Source organism: Streptomyces sp. NPDC050732 (assembly GCF_040654255.1).
In the GTDB taxonomy this organism is placed as follows: Bacteria; Actinomycetota; Actinomycetes; order Streptomycetales; family Streptomycetaceae; genus Streptomyces.
The window spans coordinates 1-20,864 of the sequence record NZ_JBFAHP010000058.1 but is presented as its reverse complement, the minus strand read 5'-3'; the positions used below and the strand labels follow the sequence as shown (position 1 = coordinate 20,864).

Annotated in this window: 16 protein-coding genes; 7 read left to right on the top strand and 9 right to left on the bottom strand. The window is 73.3% G+C overall.

Going from position 1 to position 20,864, the window contains the following annotated elements; genetic code table 11:
* The first annotated feature begins 86 nt into the window (after nt 1-86).
* The 3 genes from AB0H82_RS34920 to AB0H82_RS34910 all read left to right on the top strand — a co-directional run bounded on the left by AB0H82_RS34920 (nt 87) and on the right by AB0H82_RS34910 (nt 5,270).
* Nucleotides 87-3,098, top strand: coding sequence for a bifunctional [glutamine synthetase] adenylyltransferase/[glutamine synthetase]-adenylyl-L-tyrosine phosphorylase (locus AB0H82_RS34920; protein WP_362999552.1), 3,012 nt, complete (start codon nt 87-89; stop codon nt 3,096-3,098).
* A 136-nt stretch (nt 3,099-3,234) separates the two neighbouring features.
* Nucleotides 3,235-4,464: a DUF4157 domain-containing protein gene (locus AB0H82_RS34915; RefSeq protein ID WP_362999551.1), complete on the top strand. Its 1,230-nt coding sequence runs from the start codon at nt 3,235-3,237 to the stop codon at nt 4,462-4,464.
* Between the two features lie 161 nt (nt 4,465-4,625).
* Entirely contained in the window at nt 4,626-5,270 is a 645-nt protein-coding gene (locus AB0H82_RS34910) for a hypothetical protein (RefSeq protein ID WP_362999550.1), read from the top strand.
* An 18-nt stretch (nt 5,271-5,288) separates the two neighbouring features.
* Here the strand turns inward: AB0H82_RS34910 and AB0H82_RS34905 are convergent, their stop codons facing one another.
* Entirely contained in the window at nt 5,289-5,906 is a 618-nt protein-coding gene (locus AB0H82_RS34905; protein ID WP_362999549.1) for a TetR/AcrR family transcriptional regulator C-terminal domain-containing protein, read from the bottom strand.
* Between the two features lie 209 nt (nt 5,907-6,115).
* Between AB0H82_RS34905 and AB0H82_RS34900 the strand changes: the two genes are divergently transcribed.
* On the top strand, nt 6,116-7,606 hold the full coding sequence (locus tag AB0H82_RS34900; protein ID WP_362999548.1) for an APC family permease: 1,491 nt from the start codon (nt 6,116-6,118) through the stop codon (nt 7,604-7,606).
* Nucleotides 7,607-7,633: 27 nt separating this feature from the next.
* Nucleotides 7,634-9,217: an amidohydrolase gene (locus AB0H82_RS34895; protein WP_362999547.1), complete on the top strand. Its 1,584-nt coding sequence runs from the start codon at nt 7,634-7,636 to the stop codon at nt 9,215-9,217.
* Here the strand turns inward: AB0H82_RS34895 and AB0H82_RS34890 are convergent.
* From AB0H82_RS34890 to AB0H82_RS34880, 3 genes are all read right to left on the bottom strand, one after another.
* A complete protein-coding gene (locus AB0H82_RS34890) occupies nt 9,198-10,094 on the bottom strand; it encodes a phosphatase PAP2 family protein (RefSeq protein WP_362999546.1) in 897 nt (298 codons plus the stop codon). The genes AB0H82_RS34895 and AB0H82_RS34890 overlap by 20 nt on opposite strands.
* A gap of 117 nt (nt 10,095-10,211) precedes the next feature.
* Nucleotides 10,212-11,237, bottom strand: a complete 1,026-nt coding sequence (locus tag AB0H82_RS34885; RefSeq protein WP_362999545.1) for a LacI family DNA-binding transcriptional regulator — start codon at nt 11,235-11,237, stop codon at nt 10,212-10,214.
* 25 nt (nt 11,238-11,262) lie between these two features.
* Nucleotides 11,263-12,924, bottom strand: coding sequence for a glycoside hydrolase family 13 protein (locus AB0H82_RS34880; RefSeq protein ID WP_362999544.1), 1,662 nt, complete (start codon nt 12,922-12,924; stop codon nt 11,263-11,265).
* 325 nt (nt 12,925-13,249) lie between these two features.
* Here AB0H82_RS34880 and AB0H82_RS34875 point away from each other — a divergent pair, with 325 nt between their 5' ends.
* Together AB0H82_RS34875 and AB0H82_RS34870 are read left to right on the top strand one after the other, a co-directional pair.
* Nucleotides 13,250-14,884 carry a fused response regulator/phosphatase gene (locus tag AB0H82_RS34875; protein ID WP_362999543.1) on the top strand — a complete coding sequence of 545 codons (1,635 nt, stop codon included), beginning with the start codon at nt 13,250-13,252 and terminating at the stop codon, nt 14,882-14,884.
* Nucleotides 14,885-15,003: 119 nt separating this feature from the next.
* Nucleotides 15,004-15,363, top strand: coding sequence for an isomerase (locus AB0H82_RS34870; RefSeq protein ID WP_362999542.1), 360 nt, complete (start codon nt 15,004-15,006; stop codon nt 15,361-15,363).
* Here the strand turns inward: AB0H82_RS34870 and AB0H82_RS34865 are convergent.
* The 5 genes from AB0H82_RS34865 to AB0H82_RS34845 all read right to left on the bottom strand — a co-directional run bounded on the left by AB0H82_RS34865 (nt 15,339) and on the right by AB0H82_RS34845 (nt 20,677).
* The gene (locus AB0H82_RS34865; RefSeq protein ID WP_362999541.1) at nt 15,339-16,076 is read right to left on the bottom strand and encodes a TetR/AcrR family transcriptional regulator; all 738 of its coding nucleotides are present in this window, start codon (nt 16,074-16,076) and stop codon (nt 15,339-15,341) included. The two genes, AB0H82_RS34870 and AB0H82_RS34865, sit on opposite strands and share 25 nt — an antisense overlap.
* A gap of 67 nt (nt 16,077-16,143) precedes the next feature.
* A complete protein-coding gene (locus tag AB0H82_RS34860) occupies nt 16,144-17,211 on the bottom strand; it encodes a PDR/VanB family oxidoreductase (protein WP_362999540.1) in 1,068 nt (355 codons plus the stop codon).
* Between the two features lies 1 nt (nt 17,212).
* Nucleotides 17,213-18,127, bottom strand: coding sequence for a metal-dependent hydrolase (locus tag AB0H82_RS34855; protein WP_362999539.1), 915 nt, complete (start codon nt 18,125-18,127; stop codon nt 17,213-17,215).
* Between the two features lie 76 nt (nt 18,128-18,203).
* Nucleotides 18,204-20,117 (bottom strand): hypothetical protein, encoded by a 1,914-nt coding sequence (locus AB0H82_RS34850; protein ID WP_362999538.1) that lies wholly within the window; start codon nt 20,115-20,117, stop codon nt 18,204-18,206.
* A 47-nt stretch (nt 20,118-20,164) separates the two neighbouring features.
* Nucleotides 20,165-20,677 (bottom strand): tetratricopeptide repeat protein, encoded by a 513-nt coding sequence (locus AB0H82_RS34845; RefSeq protein WP_362999537.1) that lies wholly within the window; start codon nt 20,675-20,677, stop codon nt 20,165-20,167.
* Nucleotides 20,678-20,864: the final 187 nt, after the last annotated feature.

Here is a 20,864-nt window from a genome sequence, read left to right as displayed (position 1 = left end):
TTCGAAGGGGCGGACTCCGCGGGCGCGCCGAGTTCGCCGGTCAGGCCGTAGGCTCGGGCCGAGGAGTGATCGAACGGAGGATCGGCATGACGCTGCCGCAAGGGCGACGGAGCAGTACGTTCACGCGGCTGCTGCGGCACGGTTTCACCGACCCGTCCGCCGCCGAGCGGCTGCTCGACGACCCCGCGCTGAGCGCCGTACGCTCCGACCCGCTGCTCCTGGACGCGCTCGGCGCCACCGCCGACCCCGATCTGGCGTTGCTGGGCCTGGTCCGGCTCGTGGAGGCGCAGGGGAGCGACCTCGGGCGGCGGGAGCTGCTCGACACCCTCGTCACCGCGAAGCCCCTGCGTGACCGCCTCCTCGGCGTGCTCGGCGCCTCCGAGGCCCTGGCCGACCACCTGGCCACGCATCCCGGCGACTGGCGTGCCCTCGTCACGTACGAGTCGGCGGACCTGCACCCCGGCGTGGCGGAGTTCGAGCGGGGTCTCGCCGTCGCCACCGACCCGGTGTCGCTGCGCGTCGCCTACCGCCGCTGCCTGCTCTCCATCGCGGCGCGCGACGTGTGCGGCACGACGGACGTCGCCGAGGCGGCGGCCGAGCTCGCGGACCTCGCGACGGCGACGCTGCGGGCGGCGCTCGCCATGGCCCGCGCGGCGGCGCCCGGCGACGCGGCGCTGTGCAGGCTCGCGGTCATCGCGATGGGCAAGTGCGGCGGCCACGAGCTGAACTACGTGTCCGACGTCGACGTCATCTTCGTGGCGGAGCCCGCCAACGGCGCTGACGGCACCGACGGCGCCGACGAGGGCAAGGCACTGCGGGCCGCGACCAGGCTGGCCTCGCACATGATGCGGATCTGCTCCGAGACGAACGTCGAGGGCACCATCTGGCCCGTCGACGCGAACCTCCGCCCCGAGGGCAGGAACGGTCCTCTGGTGCGCACGCTCTCCAGCCACCTCGCGTACTACCAGCGGTGGGCGAAGACCTGGGAGTTCCAGGCGCTCCTCAAGGCCCGCCCGGTCGCGGGCGACCTCGCGCTCGGCGAGGAGTACGTCGCCACGCTCGCGCCCCTCGTCTGGCACGCCGCCGAGCGCGAGAACTTCGTGACCGACGTGCAGAAGATGCGCCGCAGGGTCGTCGAGAACATCCCGGCCGGGGAGGTCGACCGGGAGCTGAAGCTCGGCCCCGGAGGCCTGCGCGACGTCGAATTCGCCGTGCAGATGCTGCAGTTGGTGCACGGCCGCAGCGACCCCTCGATCCGCAGCGGGTCGACGCTGGTCGCGCTGCACGCGCTGGGCACGGGCGGTTACGTGGGGCGTGTGGACGCCGCCCAGCTCGACGACGCGTACCGCTTCCTGCGCTCGCTCGAACACCGCATCCAGCTCTACAAGCTGCGCCGCACCCACCTCGTGCCGGAGGGCGACGCCGACCTGCGGCGCATCGGCCGCTCCCTGGGGATGCGCACGGAGCCGATCACCGAACTGAACCGCGCGTGGAAGCGGCACACCTCCGTGGTGCGCCGCCTGCACGAGAAGCTGTTCTACCGCCCGCTGCTCGACGCGGTCGCCCAACTCGCGCCCGGCGAGGCGCGGTTGAGTACGGAGGCGGCCCGCGAGCGGCTCGTCGCGCTCGGCTACGCGGACCCCAGCGCCGCGCTCAGGCACCTGGAGGCGCTGGCGTCCGGCGTGTCCCGCAAGGCGGCCATCCAGCGCACCCTGCTGCCGGTCCTGCTGGGCTGGTTCGCGGACTCCGCCGACCCGGACGCGGGCCTCCTCGGCTTCCGCAAGGTGTCCGACGCGCTCGGCAAGACCCCCTGGTACCTGCGGCTGCTGCGGGACGAGGGCGCGGCGGCCGAGAACCTCGCCCGCGTCCTGTCCGCCGGACGCCTCGCCCCCGACCTGCTCCTGCGCGCCCCCGAGGCCGTCGCCCTCCTCGGCGACCAGCGCGGCCTCGAACCGCGCGGCCGCGCCCACCTGGAGCAGGAGGTCCTGGCGGCGGTGCGCCGCGCCGACGGCGCCGAGCAGGCCGTCGCGGTGGCGCGCGGCATGCGCCGCCGCGAGCTGTTCCGCACCGCCGCGGGCGACATCATCAGCTCGTACGGCACGGAGGACAGCCCCGCCGAGGCCGATCCGGGCGCGCTCGCGGACCGGGTGGGCGACGCGGTCTCGGACCTGACGGCCGCCACGATCGCGGGCACGCTGCGCGCGGTCGTCCGCGAGGGCTGGGGCAACACGCTCCCCACCCGCTTCGCGGTCATCGGCATGGGCCGCTTCGGCGGCCACGAGCTGGCCTACGGATCGGACGCGGACGTCCTGTTCGTCCACGAGCCGCGCGAGGGCGCCGACGAGCAGGAGGCGGCGAAGGCGGCGGCCAAGGTCGTCGCCGAGATGCGCCGCCTCCTCCAACTCCCGTCCGCCGACCCGCCGTTGCTCATCGACGCGGACCTGCGCCCGGAGGGCAGGAGCGGCCCGCTGGTGCGCACCCTCGGATCGTACGAGGCGTACTACCGCCGTTGGTCCCTCGTCTGGGAGTCCCAGGCGCTGCTGCGGGCCGAACCAGTCGCCGGTGACGAGGAGTTGGGCCGCGCCTTCATCGACCTCGTCGATCCCCTCCGCTATCCGGCGGACGGCATCGGCGAGGACGCGGTCCGCGAGATCCGCCGCCTCAAGGCCCGCATGGAGGCGGAGCGGATGCCGCGCGGCACGGACCCGACCCTGCACGCGAAGCTGGGCCGCGGCGGCCTCTCCGACGTCGAATGGACCGTACAGCTCCTGCAGTTGCAGCACGCCGGTACCGTGCCGGGCCTGCGCACGACCCGCACGCGCGCGGCCCTGGCCGCCGCACGCGAGGCGGAGCTGATCCCGGCCGACGACGCGGCGACCCTCGACGAGGCGTGGGTCCTCGCGACCCGCGTACGCAACGCGGTGATGCTGGTCCGCGGCCGCGCGGGCGACACATTCCCCTCCGACGGCCGCGAACTGGCCGCCGTGGCACGTTACTTGGGCTACGACACCGGCCACGTGGGCGACATGCTGGACGACTACCGCCGCAGCACGAGGAGGGCTCGGGCGGTGATGGAGGAACGGTTCTACGGCTCCTGAGGCCGGCCTCTGCGAACCCGGCGCCGCCCCCTCGCGCTGCCCCAACAGACACCCAACCCTGCCCTTGCGCACCTGGCCCGGCGGCCACCCCATGGCGTATCCAGGAAGAGTCCCAGTCCGTCTCCCTGGAGGCCCCATGCGCGCCCGCGAAACCGCCCGACCCGCCGACGGGGAGCGAGCCGGCCGCACACCGGCCCGCGCCGCCGCGTCGCCGTCAAGCGCGGGCGGCACCATGAGCGCGCAGGAGCTCATGGCGCTGCAGCGCACCGCGGGCAACGCGGCTGTCGTCCAAGCGGTGCAGCGGTCCGCCGTCCACGACGTCCTCCGCGCCGGCGGCCGGCCCCTCGACACCGCCACCCGCACCGACATGGAGGCCCGCCTCGGCGCGGACTTCTCCGACGTCCGCATCCACGACGACAGCGCCGCGAAGGCCTCGGCCGCCGAGGTCGGCGCCCGCGCCTACACCTCCGGCAGCCACGTCGTCATCGGTGACGGCGGCGCGGACCGCCACACGCTCGCCCACGAGCTGACGCACGTCATCCAGCAGCGGCAGGGCCCGGTCGCGGGCACCGACCACGGCAACGGGCTCCGCGTGTCGGACCCGTCCGACCGTTTCGAACGCGAGGCGGAGGCGAACGCCCACAAGGTCCTCTCGGGCCCGGCGCCCGCGGCCCACACGGAAGCGGCACCGGTGCAGCGCGCCGCGACAGCGACAGACACCGCGACCGCGACAGCCACCGCGGTGCCGGTCACGTCCGCCGTGCAGCGCGCCCCCAGCACCCAGACGGCTCCCCGGGTCGACTGGAACAAGCTCCAGGGCATCATCGTGGGCCGGGACCGTACGCTCGCCGGATTCAAGTTCACACCCCAGTGCTGGAACAACGGCGGCAACAACCTCATCTCCTTGTCCCTCCCGGTCCACGTGAGCGACGGCGGTACGACGGCCGAACTGGCCGTGCACCTCAATGTGATGCTCACCAGCGGCGGCGAGGTCAGGGATCGCGGCACGGGTGACTCCGTGGTGGCGATCAAGGGAGCGCTCTTCCATTTGACGGCCCGCCCGGCGGCCGGGCAGAAGAAGATCCAGGAGGCCGGTGCTTCCAGCATCACCGCGGAGGAGTCCATCCACGTGGGCCGCAACAACGCCAAGGGCTGGAACAACCGGCCCGGCAACACCGCGGAGCTCGCGCGCGGGGTCGGCGTCTCGACGGAGGCGCTGATCGCCGCGTTGGAGGCCAAGTACCCTCTGAGCGGCATGCAAGAGCTGATCGACCGTTTCAAGAACGACGTCGGCCGCGCGGTCGTCCACGGCCTCGCCCCCGAGGTCGTCCACGTGAACTGGGACGGCGACGAGTCGTTCAAGTAACGCGTACGGATGTAGCGCGTACGGATTCGGCCAGAGCGGCCTGAGGGGGTCGCCCGGGGCGGGTGGGGCGCGGCACAATCGCCACACGCCGGACGGGGCGTGGCGTGGCGTGACGTGGCCGGGCGCGCGCCGTGCGTCCGAGGGGGAACGGGGTGACCGGGATGTCGAACGCGCCGCCGACGCCCACTCCCGCGCCGCCCTCGCCCCCGCCGCCGGGACCCGGGCGGCGGTTCGTGGAGGTGGCCGCCTGGATCTCCGCGATCACCGGCCTCATCGGCCTGGTCCTCGGCTTCTTCGGACTGCCGACAGTGGTCAGCTCGCCGACCGCGAGGACCGTGACGGAGACGGTGACGGCCACGGCGACGGTGACGGCCACCGCCACCGTGACCGCCCCCGCCGACCCGCCCAAGGGGTCGGATCCGCCCGAGAACTCCCGCGCCTCCGGCGTCCTCAAGTCGCCGACCGTCGACATCGCCGCCGACTACGGCATCAGCCTCGCCGACGACCCCATGCGGCCCGTCCGCAAGGACACGGCGGACAAGGAGCTCTACTGGGACTCGGGCAACCTCCAGGTCGGAGCCGGTGCGCAGCTGGTGATTCTCGGCCGCAAGGAGAGCGGCACGTACGAGACGTGCAGCACCGTGAGCCGTTTCAGGGACAGCGTGTTCATCCCGAACATGCGGGTCGGCGAGCGGCTGTGCCTCATCTCGCCGACGGGCCTCGTCGCTCTCGCCGAGTACACCGACGGTGACATCGACGCCGAGTTCATCCGGCTCAAGTTCACGGTGTGGAAGGGCGATTACTGATCACCGTGACCGCCGTACTCACGCGTCGTACGCCGCCAGCATCTCCCGCGCATGCGCGAGGAACCCCGCGAGCGCCAGCTCGAAGGCCCGTTCCGCGCGCCCCCGCGGCACCGCGGCGAGGGCCTCGGCCAGGCGCGGCGTCGCCGTCTCGTCGGCCAGGACCCACATCGTCTCCGGCGCCGCCAGGTCGAGGGCCGAGCCGAGGACGACGTTCTCCAGGCCGGTGATGACCGGCATGACGTCGGGCAGGGCGAACCCGGTGTCCAGGAGCAGGGTCACCGCCCGCTCGTACTGGTCGAGGACGCGCGGTGCCCGCACCGGGGACGTCGTCAGGAGCGGGATCGCCTTGGGGTGGGCCGCGAAGGCCGCGCGGTAGGAGCGGGCCCAGGCGGTCAGGGCCGTGTCCCAGGGGCGGCCGGGAGCCAGCGTGGCGGAGTCGATCGACTCGGCCACCCGCTCGCGCAGCAGTTCGACTATGCCGTCCCTGCCGTCCACGTGGTGGTACACCGAGCCCGTCTGGACGCCCAGTCGCCGCGCGATCTGCGGCACGCTGAAGTCGCCCTGCACGTCCACGAGTTCCAGCGCGGTCGTGGTGATGCGCTCCCGGTCGAGGAGTGGCGTGCGCGGCCGGCCCATGGTCTCGTCCCGATCTTTCCGTGAAGTCTTCCCGAACTGCCCAGGGTGAGGCTACATTGCCGAAACCGAAAGCCTTTAGGTTTTCGGCCCCGCCCCATGTCCAGCCCCATGTCCAGCCCCATGCCTCGTCCATGCCCAGCCCCATGTCCCGCCCCACGCCACGCCACGCCACGCCCTGCATCCGCCCGCCGCAGAAGGGCTGCCACCCCATGGCCAGCGCCAGCACGCTCCGCACCGGCACACTCGGCACCGCCGACATCGCCTTCTTCGTGGTCTCCGCCGCGGCCCCGCTCACCGTCATGGCGGGCGTCGCCCCCATAGCCCTCACGCTCGGCGGCATCGGCGCCCCCGTCGGCTACCTCCTCGCCGGCGTCACCCTCACCGTCTTCGCCGTCGGCTTCACCGCGATGAGCCGCCACGTGCGCAGCGGCGGCGCCTTCTACGCGTACATCACCCGCGGCCTCGGCCGCCCGGCCGGCATCGCCGCGGCGCTCCTCGCCATGCTCGGCTACAACGGCATGGAGATCGGCGTCTACGGCCTGCTCGGCACCGCCACCCAGGACACCGCGCACGCCCTCCTCGGCGCCGACATCCCCTGGCTGCCGGTCTCCCTCGCGGGCCTGCTGCTCATCTGGTACGGCGGATTCCGGTCCATCGACTTCGGCGCGAAGCTGCTCGGCGTGCTCCTGGTCGCCGAGACCGGCATCCTCGTCCTGCTCGCCGCCGGCGTCCTCCTCGAAGGCGGCGCCGACGGGCTCGGTCTGCGGAGCCTCGCACCGGACAACGTCCTCGTGCCGGGCACCGCCGCCGTCCTGGCCTGCGCCTTCGCCGCGTTCACCGGGTTCGAGTCCACCGTCATCTACCGCCGCGAGGCCCGCGACCCCGACCGCACCGTGCCCCGCGCCACGTACATCGCCGTCGCCTTCCTCGGCCTCTTCTACGCCTTCGTCGTCTGGACCGTCGTCCAGGCCTTCGGCGAGGAGGAGGTCGTGCGGGCCGCGGGAGCCGATCCCGCCGGACTCTTCTTCTCCGCCATCACCACCTACGTCGGCGCCTGGGCCGCCGACCTCATGCACGTCCTCATCGTCACCAGCGTCCTCGCCTCCCTGCTCGCCTTCCACAACGCCATCAACCGCTACAGCCTCTCCCTCGCCGAGGAAGGCGTCCTGCCGAAAGCGCTCGGCCGCGTCCACCCGCGCCACCGCTCCCCGTACATCGCGGGCGCCGCGCAGACCGTCCTCGGCGCGGTGGTCGTCCTCGCCTTCGCCGCGGCCGACGCGGACCCCTACCAACAGCTTCTCCTCTGGGTCAACACCCCGGGAATGATCGGCCTGTTGGCGCTCCAGCTGCTCGCCGCGATCGCCATACCCTGCTACTTCCGCCGGATCAGCCACCAGGAAGGCGCCCTGCGCACCGTCGTCGCGCCCGCCGCCGCGACCGTGCTGCTCACCGCCGCGCTCGTCCTGGTCGTCACCCACATCGACCTGTTCACCGGCGCGTCGACGGCCGTGAACACGGTTCTCGTCGCGCTCGTGCCCGCCGTCCTTCTGCTCGGCCTCGCCCTGGCGGTACGGCTCCGCCGGAGCAGGCCGGAGGTGTACGCCGGTTTCGCCGCCGAGCCTGAGCCCTGTGACCCCCACCCTCCGGCCCCGCCGTCACCGGCTTCGCCGAGTTCGTCCTCAATCGCCGGACGGGCTTGAAATCCCTACCTGAACGGAGCTCCCCTCGTGCCCGCAGCCGACCTCATCCTCACCGGCGCCCACATCCGCACCCTCGATCCCGACCGCCCCCGCGCCACCGCCGTCGCCGTCCGCGACGGCGTGATCGTGGCCGTCGGTGACCACGGCGACGCAGACGTACGGGACGCACGCGGACCCCGCACCGAGGTGATCGACCTCGCAGGCGCCACCCTCACCCCCGGCCTCGTCGACTCCCACAGCCACCCGGTGTGGGGCCTGGAGATGGCCACCGGCACCGACCTCTCCGCCGTGCGCGACCTGGACGCGCTGCGGGCGGCCCTGCACGGCGCCGAGCGGACCGAGGGGTGGGTGGTCGCCTGGGGGCTCGACCACAACGCCTTCGGCGGGCGGCCCGTCGACCGCGCCCTCATCGAGGACGTGCTGGACGGCGCGCCCGCCTTCATCCGGCTCTACGACGGGCACTCCGCGCTGGTCAGCGGCGCCGCGCTGCGGGCCGCCGGGATCGAGGGGCCGCGCGAGTTCGTCCAGCGGTCCACCGTCGTGTGCGACGCGGACGGGCGGCCCACCGGGCACCTCGTCGAGCACGCCGCCATGGACCTCGTCCAGGCCGTGCTGCCCAGGCCCTCGTACGCCGAGCGCCGCACCCGCCTGGTCGAGCTGCTCTCCGCCATGGCGGCCACCGGCCTGACCGGCGCCCACGTCATGGACCTCGGCGACGACGTGCCGAAGCTCCTCGCGTCGGTCGAGGAGGACGGCGAGCTGCCGCTGCGGCTGCGGCTCGCCCCCTGGTGCATGCCCGGGGTGGGGCAGGAGGGCATCGACGGGATCATCGCGCTGCAGGCCGAGGCGGGGCGGCTGTGGCGGGTCGGCGGCGCCAAGTTCTTCATGGACGGCACCGTCGAGGGCGGCACGGCGTGGCTGGAGCAAGCGGACTGCCACGGCCAGGGCACCGACGCCTTCTGGCCCGACCCCGAGGCGTACACGGACGCCGTGCGGCGGCTGCACGCGGCCGGGGTGCGGACGGCGACCCACGCCATCGGCGACGCGGCCGTGCGGCACGTCCTCGACACCGTGGCGTCACTCGGGGAGAGCGGCCGTCTCGCACACCGCATCGAGCACATCGAGAGCGTGCCGGACGACACCGTCCCGCGCTTCGCCGAGCTGGGCGTCATCGCCTCGATGCAGCCGCCGCACACCGCGTACACGCGGGCGGACCACAGCGACGAGTGGTCGAAGCGGCTGGGCGGCACCCGTGCCGCCAGGGCCTGGCGCACGCGTGACCTGCGGGACGCCGGGGCCTATGTGGCGCTCGGCTCGGACTGGCCGATCGCGCACTACGACGCGCGCGAGGTCCTCGCCACGGCCCGGACGCCCCGGGGCGCGGCGGGCCCCGCCCAGGGGCTCACGGGGCTCATGGCCCTGGAGGGGTGCACTTCGCACGCCGCGGTCGCCGCGGGCGAGGCCGACAGGGCCGGGCGGATCGCCCCCGGGTACCGGGCGGACCTCACGGCCTTCGGCCTCGATCCGGTGGCCGCGCCCGCCGACGAGGTGGCGCAGGCGCCGGTCCGGCTGACGGTGGCGGGCGGGAACGTCACGTACCGCGACGCATGATCGTGCGCAGGGCCGCATCCGACCTGGGTGCGGTCCTCGCCACGTCGCGCGGCAGCGCGTACGGCATCGAGCCGTACCAGAGCCGGGCCACCAGGAAGCCGAAGGCCAGGCAGATCATGCCGCCGACCGCGTCGAGCCAGAAGTGGTTGGCCGTTGCCACGATGACGACGAGCGTCGCGACGGGGTAGAGCAGCCCGAGCACCTTCGCCCACGGCACTGACGCCAGGGCGAAGATCGTCAGGCCGCACCACAGGGACCAGCCGATGTGCATCGACGGCATCGCCGCGTACTGGTTCGACATGTTCTTGAGGTCGCCGGAGGCCATCGAGCCCCACGTGTGGTGGACCACCACGGTGTCGATGAACGTGGTGCCGTTCATCAGGCGCGGCGGCGCCAGCGGATACAGGTAGTAGCCGACCAGGGCCACCGCCGTCGTCGCGAAGAGGACGAGGCGCGCGGCGGCGTACCGCCCCGGATGCCAACGGAAGAGCCACACCAGGACACCGAGCGTCACCACGAAATGCAGTGTCGCGTAGTAGTAGTTCATGCCGACGATCAGCCATGTCACCGAGTCCACGGCGTGGTTGACGCTCTTCTCGACGGCGATGCCCAGGTCGTGCTCGACGCGCCAGATCCAGTCGGCGTTGCGCAGCGCCTGGGACTTCTGCTCCGGCACGGCGTTGCGGATCAGGGAGTACGTCCAGTAACTCACCGCGATCAGCAGGATCTCGAACCAGAGCCGGGGGCGGCGAGGGGTGCGGAACCGTCGGAGACGACGCGGCGCAGTCCGCCCATTGCGGGCATCGTCCTCGCCCGCGATGGGTGATGCGTCGGGCCTCTGCCGGCCCTGGAGTGTCGTCACGGTCGTCTCACCCATAGGGACAGAGTCTGCCAGATTCCCACCCTTCGACCGATCATCCCCTGGTCGGGTTCGGGCCGCATTCTCTACGCCACAGGGACGAGGCCGTGCCCCCGCGGCGACCCCGGTGTTCCCCTAGGGGCGCCCGGGGCCGGAAGCCGTTGAACCGCGAACCACCAGTTCGGGCATGAACACGAACTCGGCCGGCGGCGCGGGGGTGCCGCCCAGCTCCTCCAGGAGGGTCCGCACCGCCGCCTGGCCCATCGCGGGCACCGGCTTGCGCACGGTCGTCAGCGGCGGATCCGTGAACGCGATCAGCGGGGAGTCGTCGAAGCCGACCACCGAGACGTCGTCCGGCACCTCCAGGCCGCGCTGGCGCGCCGCCCGTATCGCACCGAGCGCCATCATGTCGCTGGCGCACACGACGGCCGTGCAGCCGCGGTCCATCAGCGCCGCCGCCGCGGCCTGGCCGCCCTCCAGCGTGTACAGGGAGTGCTGGACCAGATCCGTCCCGATGTCGTCGGGGTCCGTCCCCAGCTGGTCCCGCATCGTGCGCACGAAGCCCTCGATCTTCCGCTGTACGGGCACGAACCGCTTCGGGCCGAGGGCCAGCCCGATGCGGGTATGCCCCAGGGAGACGAGGTGGGTGACCGCGAGGCGCATCGCCGCGCGGTCGTCGGGCGAGATGGACGGCGCCTGCACCTTCGGCGAGTGCCCGTCCACGAGGACGAAGGGGACGCCCTGCGCCCGCAGCTGTTCGTAGCGGTGCATGTCGGCGGAGGTGTCCGCGTGCAGCCCGGAGACGAAGATGATGCCCGCGACCCCGCGGTCCACCAGCATCTCGGTGAGCTCGTCCTCGGTGGAGCCACCCGGGGTCTGCGTGGCGAGCACCGGCGTGTACCCCTGCCGGGTCAGGGCCTGCCCGATGACCTGCGCGAGCGCGGGGAATATCGGGTTCTCCAGCTCCGGCGTGATCAGCCCGACGAGGCCCGCGCTGCGCTGCCGCAGCCGCACCGGGCGTTCGTAGCCGAGCACGTCGAGCGCGGCGAGCACGGACTGACGGGTGCCCGCGGCGACGCCCGGCTTGCCGTTGAGCACGCGGCTTACTGTCGCTTCGCTGACCCCCGCCTGGGCTGCGATGTCGGCTAGCCGTGCGGTCACAGGATTGGACTGTACCGGTCGTATCTCAGGCTGCCCACCAGACCGTTGAATCAGCCGGGAGTACGGTCCCCTCGGCGCCCGGCCCGGCCTCCGGCGCCACGTCCGCGCTCGCGAGCAGGAGCGTGCCGGGCGTGGGCACCGTGACGGGGGACGCGGAGACGTTCGTCGTGCACACGAACGAACCGGCGGACGTGGTACGGCGGAAGGCGATCACGCCGTCGGGCGACGGCAGCCACGCGATGTCACGGCCCGCGCCGAGCGCCGGATGCGCGCGGCGCACCGCCAGGGCGCGGCGGTAGAACTCCAGCGTGGAGGCCGGGTCGCCCGTCTGCGCCGCCACCGACAGGTCCCTCCAGGAGTCCGGCTGCGGCAGCCAGCTCGGACCGCCCTCGACGGGACCGAAGCCGAACGGCGCGCGCTCACCGGACCACGGCAGCGGCACCCGGCAGCCGTCCCGCGTGCCGTCCTGGCCCGAACCGCGGAAGAACGCCGGGTCCTGCCGCACCTCGTCCGGCAGTTCGGTCACCTCCGGCAGGCCCAGCTCCTCGCCCTGGTAGAGGTACGCGGAGCCGGGCAGCGCCAGCATCAGCAGCGTGGCGGCCCGCGCCCGGCGCAGCCCGCGGGCCGCGTCGCCGTCGGCGAAGCGCGTCGAGTGACGTACGACGTCGTGGTTGGAGAGCACCCAGGTGGCGGGCGCGTCCACCGCGTTCATCGCGGCGAGGGAGCGGTCGATGACGGCGCGCAGTGCGGCGGCGTCCCAGCCGGTCGTCAGATACTCGAAGTTGAAGGCCTGGTGCAGCTCGCCGCGGCGCAGATACAGGGCGCTGCGCTCGACCGTCGGCGTCCACGCCTCGGCGACGGCGATCCGCTCGGTGCCGGGACCTGCCCCGTACTCGTCCAGGATGCGGCGCCAGTCGCGGTAGATCTCGTGCACGCCGTCCTGGTCGAAGTACGGCACGGCCTGCTTGCCGAGCAGCCTGACCTGCTCCGCGTGGCCGATGTCCGGCAGCCCCGGCGCCTTGACGAGGCCGTGGGCGACGTCGATGCGGAAGCCGTCGACGCCGAGGTCGAGCCAGAAGCGCAGGACGGAGCGGAACTCGTCGTGGACGTCCGGGTGCGACCAGTCGAAGTCGGGCTGCTCGGCCGCGAAGAGGTGGAGGTACCACTCGCCGTCCTCGACGCGGGTCCAGGCGGGGCCGCCGAAGACGGACTCCCAGTCGTTCGGCGGCAGTGTCCCGTCGGCGCCTCTGCCGGGGCGGAAGAAGAAGCGCTCGCGCGCCGCCGAGCCCGGCCCGTCCCGCAGCGCCTGCCGGAACCACTCGTGCTGGTCCGAACAATGGTTGGGCACGATGTCGACGATGAAGCGCAGCCCGAGCGCGTGGGTCTCGCGGACGAGGCGGTCGGCGTCGGCGAGAGTCCCGAACATCGGGTCGACGGCGCGGTAGTCCGCCACGTCGTAGCCCGCGTCGGCCTGCGGCGACGCGTAGAAGGGCGAGAGCCAGACGGCGTCCACGCCCAGGTCGCGCAGGTAGGGCAGGCGGGCCGTGACGCCGGGCAGGTCACCCATGCCGTCGCCGTTCCCGTCGGCGAAGCTGCGCGGGTAGACCTGGTAGATGACCGCGTCGCGCCACCACTCCCGGGCGGACGCGGAGCCGGTGGTGGGCGCGGTGGTGACGTTCTGGGTCATGGAGTCCCTTGCCAGTACGGGAAGTTACGGGGGACAGGCGCGGGGGCGCGGGGAGCGGCGGGCGGGCACTCCCGGTAAAACGTCCGGCGGAACGCGAAAGTCACGACGGCCGCGCCACACCGGTGCGTTCCGGCCCCGGTCATGGGCACCCCGGCAGCGGGCGCAGATCGTATCGCCACGAGCCCTCCCCGCGAGGAAAGTTCCTGGATCTTCACCGTTCCCGGTCGCAGCGTCGTCATCATCTCCCGGAGCGTGCGTCGGAGCGCTAACTTGGTCGGGCGGGCCCGAAGGGGGTCTGCCCCACCAGCCCCAAAGGGGCCTCCGAGTGAGCGTCAACGGCAAGGCACGCACCACGATCCTGGTGGTAGACGACGTCGCCGCCAGCCGATACGCATTGAGTGCCGTCCTGCGCAGGGACGGCCACTCCGTCGTGCTCGCAGCCAGCGCGAGCGAGGCGCTCATAGAGCTCGACGCGCGCCACCGCGCCGGTGAACTGCCGGACGTGGCACTCGTCGACGTCGGCCTGCCCGACATGAGCGGCTTCGAACTGTGCCGCCGCCTGAAGGAGTCGCCACCGTTCGCCGCGCTGCCCGTCGTGCACTTCTCGGCCGCCCGGATAGCCCCCGCCGACCGGTGCCGCGGCCTCGACGCGGGCGGCGAGGCCTATCTGACCGTGCCCGCCGAACCGGAGGAGATCCAGGCCGTCGTGCGGGCCGCCGCCCGCGGCGCCCGCCACCGCACCCACGCCGAGGCACAGGCCGGACACCTCACCCGGCTCGCCGAGACCATCCTCGACGTCCAGTCGGCCCGCTGCCCGCGCGAGCTCGCCGAGGCCGCCGCGAACGGCGCGGCCCGCCTCACCCACGGCCCCGCCGCCGCGTTCGTCCTCGGCGACGACGGCGAGGTCCACCGAGGCCTGTCGCGGCCCAGAGCCGCCGCCGCACTGCCCGACGACGGGGCGCACGAGGCGGTGGCCCTCCTGATCGAGCGCGACATGTCGGGCCGGGTCGGCGTGCGCGACCTCTTCGTGCCCGCACCCCTGTGGCCGGCCGGCTTCTTCCACACCGATCGGGCCGGCGGCGGCCGGGCCCCGGACGGCGCCCGGCTCACCCTGGCCCGCGCCCGCGAAGGGACCGCGCCGGTCTGCCTCGCCACACCCGCGTACGCCGACGGACTCGTGCCCGGCACCGGACGGTTCGTGGGGCGGCTCGCCCACGCCACCGCGGTCGCCGCCGAGCGACTGCTGATGTACGAGGTGGAGCGCCACATCGCCCTCACCCTCCAGCGCAGCTTCCTGCCCGCGCACGTGCCGCAGACACCCGGCACGGAAGTCGTCGTCCGCTACGAACCCGCCTCCCGCGACACGGAGATCGGCGGCGACTTCTACGCCTCGCTCAGCACCGCGCAGGGCCTCCTCACCGGCATCGGCGACGTCGTCGGCCACTCCCTGGAAGCGGCCACCGTGATGGTCGAGATCCGGCACGCGCTGCGCGCCTACTGCATCGAGGACCCCGACCCCGCGAACCTCGCCCGGCGCCTCGACAACATGCTGCAGCGCTACCACCCCGAGGTGACCGCCACCGTCTGCCTCGCCCTCACCGACCCCGCCACCGGGCACACCCGCGTCGCCAACGCCGGACACATCCCGCCCCTCATCGTCGGCGACGACGGCACCGCCGACTACCTCCGGGCCAGCGGCCCGCTGCTCGGCCTCGGCCTGAAGAGACCGCCGACCACCGAGACGGTCCTGCGCCCCACCGACCGGCTCCTCCTGATCACCGACGGACTCATCGAGACCCGCGGCACCGACCTCGCCGTCTCCATGGAGCAACTGCGCACGGTCGCGGCCGAGGCACCCCTCGGCGTCGCAGCCCTCTGCGACACCCTCCTCGCCTGCCTCGGCCACGGCCGCGACGACGACATCGCCCTCCTCGCCATGCGCCTGCGCGCGGACGGCTAGGACCCCCGCTGCGTCCCGCGCGAGCCACACCTCACTGTCCGCGCTGCGGACGGTCGGTTGCGCCGTCATGGCGGTCACCGTAAAGGTGGGGATGACATCGACCGAACAAGGGGTGGCCCATGCCGCAGATCACCGTCGACTACTCCGAGCAGGTCGCGGACGGCTTCGACCGGAGGGGGTTCGCCCTCGCTCTGCACCCGCTGCTCGTCGACGTCGCGGGTGCCTCGGCGGACGCCTGCAAGACCCGGTTCGTACGGACCGAGGAGTGCGTCGTGGGGGACGGCGCGGGCCGTGACGGCATCGTCCACGTCATGATCGGACTGCTGCCCGGCCGCTCCGAGGAGACCAAGGCGCGGGTCACGGAGGGCGCCCTCGACCTCGTACGGCAGTACGTGAAGCCCGCCGACGGGCTGCGGCTGCACGCCTCCGCCGAGGTCCGCGACCTGGACGCCTCCTACCGCAAGTCGGCGGCGGTCTGAGGCGCCAGTGCGAACAGCCGGTCGAGGAGCTGGGCGAACGGGCCGTCGGCCGGCTCCGCGGCGAGGATGCCGCGCAGCAGCGCCGCCATCTCCTCGTCGTACGCGGCGCTCACCGCGGCAAGCGCCGCGAAGTCGTGCACCAGCTGCAACTCCAGTTCCCCGCGCGGGATGCGCCGGCCGTCCAGCCAGATCAGCGCCGTCGACTCGGCGAGCGATATCCAGGACCGCACCACGAGTTCGAGCCGGGCGGGCGGGTCGGTGACTGCCAGATGCGCGAGGATCTGGTCGTACGCCGCCTGCCGCACCGAGTCGATCAGCGCGTTCGTCGCGGAGGCCGTCTCCCGCGCGAGCGCCCCGCCCGCCGAGACCGCGGGACCGCCCCGCATCAGCGCGGAGAAACCGGGGCCGTGCTCGTCGACGAAGTCGAGGAAGCGCCCCATCACCCGCAGCAGCCGCGCCCCGAGCGGCCCTTCGCGCGGCTCCACGAACCGCTCGGCCAGGTCCTCCGCCGCCCGGCGCAACGCCGCCTCGTACAGGCTGAGTTTGCCGGGGAAGTAGTGGTAGACCAGCGGGCGCGAGATGCCCGCGGCCGCTGCTATCTCGTCGATGGAGACGTCGTCGGGGGAGCGGTGGCTGAACAGTTCGAGCGCGACCCCGATCAACTGCTGCCGCCGCTCCTCGACACCCATCCTGCGGCGCACCCCGGTTGTCATGCGAACACCTTACCGAGCAGAACCGGCCCCTCGGCCGACCGGTGCGCGTCCGCCCGGGACGCTCGCCTCACATGTCGAGGACGATCCGCTCTCCGCGCGCCCGCGACACGCAGATGAGCATGGAGCCCGCCCGCTCGCCGTCCGTGAGCAGCTCGTCGCGGTGGTCGATCTCCCCTTCCACGACGCGCTGTTGACACGTTCCGCAGAAGCCCTGCTCGCAGCTGTACGCGGTGTTCGGCAGCTCGGCGCGGACGGCGGCGAGCACCGTGGTGTCCGCCGGCACCGCCACCGTGCGTCCGCTGCGCCGCAGTTCGACCTCGAAGGGGGCGTTGCCGTCGGCCGACGTGCGTGGCGCGAAACGTTCGAGATGCAGCGAACACCCGTCCGGCAGGAAGGCGGCGACGGCGTCCATCAGGGCCTCGGGCCCGCACACATGGACGGCGGTGCCGCGCGGCGTCCCGTCGAGGAAGGCGGCGAGGTCCGGCAGCCCGTCCTCGTCCTCCGCGACGACGGTGACGCGCTCCCGCCCGGCCCCGCCGAGCTTCTCGATCTCTTCGAGGAAGGGCATCGAGGCCCGCGAACGCCCCCCGTACAGCAGCCGCCACTCCGCCCCGGACGCCTCGACGGCCCGCAGCATCGGCAGGACCGGCGTGATCCCGATGCCCCCGGCCACGAACACGTACGACGTCGCGTCGGCGAGCGGGAAGCGGTTGCGCGGCCCTCGCACCTCCACCAGAGCGCCCTCACGGAGCCCGTGCACCTCGCGGGAGCCGCCCCTGCCGCCCTGTTCGGCCGTGATCAGCCGGGTCGCGACGGTGTACGAGGAGGAGTCCTCGGGGTCGCCGCAGAGCGAGTACTGCCGCACGAGCCCCGACGGCAGCACGACGTCGAGGTGGGCACCCGGCTCCCACGGCGGCAAGTCCGGGCCCTCCAGGCGCAGTTGTACGACACCGTCGGCGACCTTCTCGTGCCGGGCGACGCGGAGCCGCAGCGCCCGGGAGCGCGGCCGCCCGGAGACCGGCTCCTCCAGGGCGGGCAGCGGCCACAGCGGCGAGGCCTCGATGCGGCGGCGCACGGCCCGCCTGGTGAGCAGGGCGACGCCCGCGACGAGGGCGACGGTGCGGATGCGGGGCATGTCAGACGGTCCCCTTCTCGGCGGCGAGAGCGGCGCGGGCGGCGGGCGAGGAGGCCAGATAGGCGACGGCCTGCGCTGTGCTGCCTTCCTGCGAGGGGTGGTAACTCCGGCTCAGGTAGCGGGGGATGGAGCGGATCATGTCGCCGGTGGAGGGCAGCGTCCCGGCACGCCCGCTCCGGTGGAAGTCCCTGAAGGTCGCCCTGCCGTCGACGAGCGTCGGGTCGTTCGCCATGAAGAACCGCGCCCCGCGCTGCCAGAGGAACACCAGGGCGCTGAACGCGGTCGCCCACGTCCTGGCCCGCCGCCGGTAGCCGCCGTCGACGTGCATGAACAGCTCGAAGGCGACGGAGCGGTGCTCGACCTCCTCCGCGCCGTGCCAGCGCAGCAGGTCGAGCATCGTCGGGTCGGCGCCCCTGCGGTCGAGCTCCTCGGCGTTGAGCACCCAGTCGCCGAGGAACGCGGTGTAGTGCTCGATGGCCGCGATCATCGCGACGCGCTCCATCAGCCACCACCGGCTCGCCCTGCCCGGCGGCAGCGTCCGGTCGCCGAGCAGTTTCTCGAAGAGCCAGTCGACCTGCGCGGTGTACGGCGTCGGGTCGAGCCCCTGCTCCTTGAGGTGCGGCAGGACCTCGTCGTGGGCCTGGGAGTGCATGGCCTCCTGGCCGATGAACCCGATGACGTCCGCGCGCAGCCGCTCGTCCCGGATGAGCGGAAGCACCTGCTTGTAGACGTGCACGAACCAGCGCTCACCGGCGGGCAGCAGCAGATGCAGCACGTTGATGGTGTGCGTCGTGAACGGGTCGTCCGGGAGCCAGTGGAGCGGGGTGTTCTCCCAGGAGAAGGAGACGTTGCGTGCCTTGAGCGGTATGTGCTCGGACGCGACGGGCTCGGGCACCCGACTCTGCGTATTAGACATGGCGTCAATGTACTGATCGGTAGTGCGGGGGGTACAGGGGTCTGCGCGGGGAACTTCGGCCGGCATTCCGCCCGGCCTACCGCAGCGTCCGCACCTTCGTCCCGTCGGCGAGCCTGCCGCTGAGCCGTGGCTGCGCGGTCCGCTCCGTCCTGGTGGCGAGGAGGTTGCCGGTCACGCGCGTGCCGCCGGACGCGGTGATGGAGGTGACGTTCTTGCTGCCCGCGCCGAGGAGGTACCAGCTCCCGGCCCGGGACTTCCACAGGACGCCCGCGATCACGTGCGGGGCTCGGGGACCGCAGGCGGGGGAGTCACCGGCCTGCGCGGTGACGGTGCCCGCGGGTCCTTCGGCGGTCCGGATCTCGGCGAGGGTCCGGCTGCCGAAGCCCCGCCAGGTCTCGGCACGGGTGCAGGCCCAGTCCGCGACGCCGTTGCCCTCGGGCAGTGCCTGCCGGGCGTACGTCCACGAGTTCACGGACCGGATGCCGTGCGAGCGCACCGACGCGAGGGAGCACGCCGACTTCGACCAGTCCGCGGGCGTGGCCTCCCGCGGCGCCTTCGGGCGGCCCGCGGTCAGATGGGCGGGGACGAGCTCGCCGAGGTCGGTCGACATGCGCACCGCGCCGGTGTGGTCGCGCAGCCGCAGCGCGTTCCACGACGTGCACTGGCCGGTCTGCGAGGGCCCGGCGAAGGGATCGGTGACACCGTCCGCGGAACGGCGCAGGGCAGCGGCTTTCACGGCGGGCTTCAGCAGGTCCTGCACCGCGGCGGACCGCACCCAGGGAGCGGTCAGATAGCGGATGTTCCCGTCGGCGCGGTCGACGACGACGGCGTTCGCCTCGGTGCCGGTCGCGCCGTCCACGCGCGCGAAGTCGAGCGCCGCGCCGCTCGTGCCCTCCTGCGGTTCGGCGTACCGCACGATGCGCAGGCCGTCGTAGAGCAGCACCACGCGCGCGGAGTCGACCTCACCGGCGTAGAGCAGCTGGGCGGGGCCGGGCGGCGCCCCGGCCGCGGTGCCCGGCGTCGCGGAGACCTGCACGGACTCGCCGGGCCGCGCCCAGACGGCGAGGGCGCGGCGGAGCAGCTCCTTGTCGCCGATGAGGCTGCCGCGGGCGGGCCACACGGAGAAGTCGGTACGGGCGGAACGTTTCCACGCCCCCGCGGGAGCCGCCCTCAACTGCGCCGGATCGAGCGCGGCCTGCCCGGCCGGGTTCTTCGCGTAGGGCGGCGCGGCGGCACCGTCGGGCCCCCAGCCGTCACCGGGCATGCCGAGCAGGGCCCCGCACACCAGCGCGGCGGCGACCGCGACACCGGCGGCCTTCATGTGCTGCCTGCGCCGCATCAGGTCGGTCGGCCGGGCCTGGAGGGTGCAGGGGTCGAACCCGGGCGACGCGAGCAGTTCGTACCGCTCCTCGACCTCGTCGGCCTCGTCGAGGGCGTCCTCGGGGTCGTCGCAGCCCGCGGCGGTGAGGACGTCGTACACGCCGTCGTCGTCGAGGCCCTCCATCCCGTGCAGTACGTAGGCGGCGCGGGCGGCAGCCGACAGGTCGGCGAGGCGCTGGTCCAGGGCGAGTTCGTCGGCGCCCCCCGAACGCGGGAAGAGCCGCAGCCCGCGGACCTGCGGCAGCAGCGGCGGCAGCTGGGCCCGCTTGGGCCAGGAACGCCACCGCAGGGGCTTGCCGGCGGCGAGGGCGCCGCACACCACCTGGAGACGCACGTACGAGTAGGCCGGGTCCCCCTGCGGCCCACCACTCCCGCTGCGCTGGGCCGGGACGGTGACCGCCTCACCCGTCCTGCGGCTGCGCGGCAGGGCGCGCTGGGTGAGGGCGTGGGCGGTCAGGACCCGGCGGTTGCGGCCCAGACCCGGTGGCAGCACCAGATAGGCGAGCCGCACGAGCCGTGGGTAGTGCTCGACGAGGGCGGCCTCGGCCTGCTCCACGTCGACGACGGGGGCGGGGCCGCTGGACTTCGGGGACTTCGGCGGAGACTGCACATTCGACGACACGTTCAGCAAAACGAGCGAATCGTCGCTTGGTCACCTCACGGCTGTCCGTCCGCGACGAGCGCACGGGCGTAACGGGCCATCGACCGCTGGTAGCGCGGCAGATGGGGCGCGAGCGCCCCGAGCACGAGGGCAAGCCCTTCGCGCTCGCGCCCGAGATCGGCGAGACACAGAGCGAGACAGGCGCACACGGCATCGTCCAACTCGTCGGACGAGGCCCCCACTTCCCCCGCCAACAGGTCGACGCCCTCCTGGGCCCGTCCCACATTCCGCAGCGAACTGGCGAGCTGCACGGCCGTACGCCGCCTGCGATACCCGTCGTACCCGCCGAGGCCGCGCTCCAGGGCTTCCTGGTAGAGCGGCACGGCGCGGTCGGAGTGGCCGGTGGAATCGAAGGCGCAGGCCCGCTCGAAGAGGCCCACGGGGTGTCTTGGGGGCAACTCGCTCACGAGGGCGTCAATGACACCCCGGAACACCGCGCCCTCCTCCTCCCCGTAGGAGTCGAACTCCCCCCAAGCCTCCGCTATTCGCCGCTCCCACGCTGCATCCATGCCCTCACGGTGCCATCCGCCCCACCCCTCAGCCACCCCTTTTTCCGGGGCGGGGCGGGGCTGGGGGCCACCCTGCGCCGTCCTGCGGGGGTAGGAGCACCGAGCCCGCCGCTTCGCGGCGGATGTTCCCCACCCACCCACCCGTTTGCCCCGCGACGTCCAGCGGGGGTAGGGGCGGGGCGGGTGC